The organism is Streptomyces monashensis (genome assembly GCF_001866665.1).
Lineage (GTDB): Bacteria > Actinomycetota > Actinomycetes > Streptomycetales > Streptomycetaceae > Streptomyces > Streptomyces monashensis.
The window spans coordinates 1-3,062 of record NZ_MLYO01000160.1; the positions used below are offsets into that span (position 1 = coordinate 1).

Annotated in this window: 5 protein-coding genes and 2 pseudogenes; 2 read left to right on the forward strand and 5 right to left on the reverse strand. The window is 70.1% G+C overall.

Annotated features, from left to right (window positions below):
- Window positions 1–403 (forward strand): oligopeptide/dipeptide ABC transporter ATP-binding protein (locus BIV23_RS44870; protein ID WP_342746421.1); only part of this gene is annotated, 403 nt, incomplete at its 5' end.
- Between the two features lie 22 nt (window positions 404–425).
- On the opposite strand, the gene BIV23_RS44875 is transcribed toward BIV23_RS44870, so the two are convergent.
- From BIV23_RS44875 to BIV23_RS44890, 4 genes and pseudogenes are all read right to left on the reverse strand, one after another.
- Window positions 426–1,172, reverse strand: coding sequence for a class I SAM-dependent methyltransferase (locus tag BIV23_RS44875; RefSeq protein ID WP_071386756.1), 747 nt, complete (start codon window positions 1,170–1,172; stop codon window positions 426–428).
- Window positions 1,173–1,236: 64 nt separating this feature from the next.
- A complete protein-coding gene (locus BIV23_RS44880) occupies window positions 1,237–1,425 on the reverse strand; it encodes a DUF397 domain-containing protein (protein ID WP_071386757.1) in 189 nt (62 codons plus the stop codon).
- Window positions 1,426–1,427: 2 nt separating this feature from the next.
- Window positions 1,428–1,634 (reverse strand): DUF397 domain-containing protein, encoded by a 207-nt coding sequence (locus tag BIV23_RS44885; protein WP_071386758.1) that lies wholly within the window; start codon window positions 1,632–1,634, stop codon window positions 1,428–1,430.
- 8 nt (window positions 1,635–1,642) lie between these two features.
- Window positions 1,643–2,050 (reverse strand): annotated as a pseudogene (locus BIV23_RS44890) (DUF5753 domain-containing protein); the annotation flags it as partial.
- On the opposite strand from BIV23_RS44890, the pseudogene BIV23_RS44895 reads away from it, so the two are divergent.
- Window positions 2,049–2,607 (forward strand): annotated as a pseudogene (locus tag BIV23_RS44895) (hypothetical protein); the annotation flags it as partial. The pseudogenes BIV23_RS44890 and BIV23_RS44895 sit on opposite strands and share 2 nt — an antisense overlap.
- A gap of 70 nt (window positions 2,608–2,677) precedes the next feature.
- Here the strand turns inward: BIV23_RS44895 and BIV23_RS44900 are convergent.
- Window positions 2,678–3,062, reverse strand: a 385-nt coding sequence (locus tag BIV23_RS44900) for an oligopeptide/dipeptide ABC transporter ATP-binding protein (RefSeq protein ID WP_143079272.1), incomplete at its 5' end; no start/stop codon positions are given.

Here is a 3,062-nt window from a genome sequence, read left to right on the forward strand (position 1 = left end):
CTCGCAACGCGTCGCCGTGATGTACCTCGGGAAGATCATCGAGGTGGGCGACCGCGAGTCCATCTACGTCCGTCCCCGCCACCCCTACACCCACGCCCTGCTGTCCGCCGTACCCGAGGTGAACCTCACGGACGACGACAGCGCGGGACGCGAGCGCATCCGCCTGGCCGGCGACGTCCCCTCCCCGATCGCCCCGCCCTCGGGCTGCCGCTTCCGCACCCGCTGCTGGAAGGCGCAGGACAAGTGCGCGACCGAGGAACCGCCGCTGGTCCGGCTCTCCGGGAACCACGAGGGCCACCTGACGGCGTGCCACTTCCCGGAGGAGCCGACGACCGAGGCCCGCGACGAGGACATCGTCCTGGACCCGGCGCTGGTGGCGTTGGAGGAGGAGAGCGGGGACTGAGCGGCCCCTGGGGGCAGCCGGGCTAGCGCGCCCTTTCGGCCACGGTGATGATCTCCTGGCCGGCGGCGGTGAGCGGCCCGCGCTCCCAGTCCCCGTACTGCGCCACGACGCTCAGCCCGGCCTCGCCGAGGACGTCCCGCAGGGCGCGGTCGTCGAGGAACCGCAGGACGCCGTGGCTGACCCGGGGCGCGGGCCAGCCGTCGCCCTCGTACGTCGCGGTGAACCGCACCCGCCCGCGCCGGAGTCCGCCGTCCTGGGCCTCGTGCCGGACCCGTACGGGGGTGCCGTCGGCCGCCGTGACCTCGTGCACCCGCTCCGGGGTCCACCGCTCCCAGGCCCGGGCGGCCGGATTACGGGTCTCGAACACGAACCGCCCGCCGGGCCCGAGAGCCTCCCGGACGGCGTACAGCAGGCGGCGGATCTCCTCGTCCCCGGTCAGCTCCTGGAAGGCGTGCCCGGTCATCACGACGAGGTCGAACTCCCCGTGCCACAGTCGGGTTCGCATGTCCCCGAGCACCCACTCGACGCCGTCCGGCCGGGCCCTGCGCGCCTGGACGAGCATGGCGGCGGCCGGATCGAGTCCCATCAGCCGCCCCGGATGCCCCTCGGCCCGGGCCCGCCGCAGCAGCCGCCCCGTCCCGCATCCGACGTCCAGCACCGCGCGGGCCTCCCGCACCAGACCGAGGTAGAAGTCGTCGCCCGGTCCCCAGGGGTTGAGGCTGTCGTAGAGCGCGGCGAGCGTGAGATCGGTGAACGAATGATCTACCACCGCGGCAGTTTGACACACGATGCTGAACGGTGTGTCAGGTTCCGGTGGAGTTCTTGAGGGTCTCTCAACTTTGGTGTTTCAGAGCGTTGATGAAGGAGGCGAAGGTGGTGGGTGGGAGGGTGAGGGTGGCTCGGGTGGGGGCTTTTGAGTCGCGGATGGCTATGCGGGTGTGCCGGTGGGCGACTTCGACGCAGGCGTCGCCCTGGCCACCACCTGAGAAGGAGGACTTCCGCCAGACGCCGGGGGTCAGCATGCTTACAGCTCCTTCGACAGCGGTCGAGTCGACTTCAGGTGCTGGAGGAACGGCGTGAAGGTGGTGGGGGTGAAGGTCAGGATGGCCCTGGCTGGTGCCTTTGAGTCACGGATGGCTATGTGGATCCGTGTGGCGGCGATCTCCACGCACGCGTTTCCGTCGCCGCTACCGCTGTAGGAAGACTTCCGCCAGTCGTCGGGGGTGTTCACTGGTCGCCTCACAGTTCCTTGGCCAGCCGGTAGATGAGGTCACGCGACCGTTCGGGGTCGAGTGACGCCTCCTCCACTCTACGGAAGAGCGTTCGATAGACGGCGAGCTGTGCTTCCGACTCGATGAAGAGCGATCCATGTGGGCCATCGCGTACGACGGTGTCCAGCCTCGGTACCGTCCCACCGGCATACACCATCGCGGCTGTGACGTCCGCGAACTCGTCCAAGTCGAAGGGGATGACGTGGACGGTGATGTGATCCGCCTCCGACACGTCCAGAATGTGTGTGAGTTGCGCCTTTGAGACGGCGCGCCCACCGACGCGGATGCGCAGCGCTGCCTCGTGAACCACCGCGTCATACGGAATCGGCTGTGGACTCTCTATGACGACGCGCCGCTGCAGGCGGTGGCGGACGCGGTGGGCCTCGCGTCCGATCCGGCTCGGCTTCCCCGGCTGGGAGTTGCTGACTGGTACGCCCCCTCGTGCTGGGCCCCGACAACGTGCCCGTGATCGCGGACGAGCGGCAGGCCGAGAAGGACGTACCTCTCGCGGTGCTCTCGGCCATGACACACGGGCGTGGCCCGCAGGCACCGGCCATACTGGAATCCCTGGCCGCCGCCCTGCGGACCATCGACCCCGACAGCGCCGCCGTCTTCGTGCAGTTCATCGACTCATGCCTGACCGACCCCCAGGCGAAGCAGATGTGGAGGGACCTGATGACCGCGATCGAGTACTTCTGGCGACACCCGCTCGCCGAGCAGGTACGCGAAGAAGGACGAGAGCAGGGACTGGAGCAGGGGCGGCTTGAGGCCAAGGCCGAGATGGTCCTCCACGTCCTGGAGTGGCGCGGCATCCCGGTCTCCGGCGCCGTCCGCGACCGCGTCAGCGCCTGCACGGACCTCGCCCAGCTGGAGGTCTGGGCCCAGCGGGCCGTACACGCCACGGACGCGGCGGAGTTGTTCGCCGAGGAGTGAGCCGGCCGCTGGTCTCATGCCGACGGCCCGCGCCTGGGGGGCGCGGGCCGTCGGCATGGGAAGGTTTGGGTCAGGCAGCCGCCTCGGAGTCCTTGGAGAGGGCGTCCCCGGCCTTACGGGGAGCCGGAACCGTCTCCTGGGTCTCCGGGTAGTGGCACGCCGTCAGGTGGCCCGGCTTGTTGCCGTCCACCTGGAGCAGCGTCGGCGCCTCCGTCGCGCACTTCTCCGTCGCCTTCCAGCAGCGGGTGCGGAAGCGGCAGCCGGACGGCGGGTTGATGGGCGAGGGGACGTCGCCGACCAGGCGGATGCGCTCGCGCGGCTCGGCGTCCACCGTCGCCTCGGGCACGGCGGAGAGCAGGGCCCGGGTGTAGGGGTGACGGGGGTTGCCGTACAGGTCCGCGCGGTCGGCGATCTCGACGATCTTGCCCAGGTACATCACGGCGACGCGTTGCGAG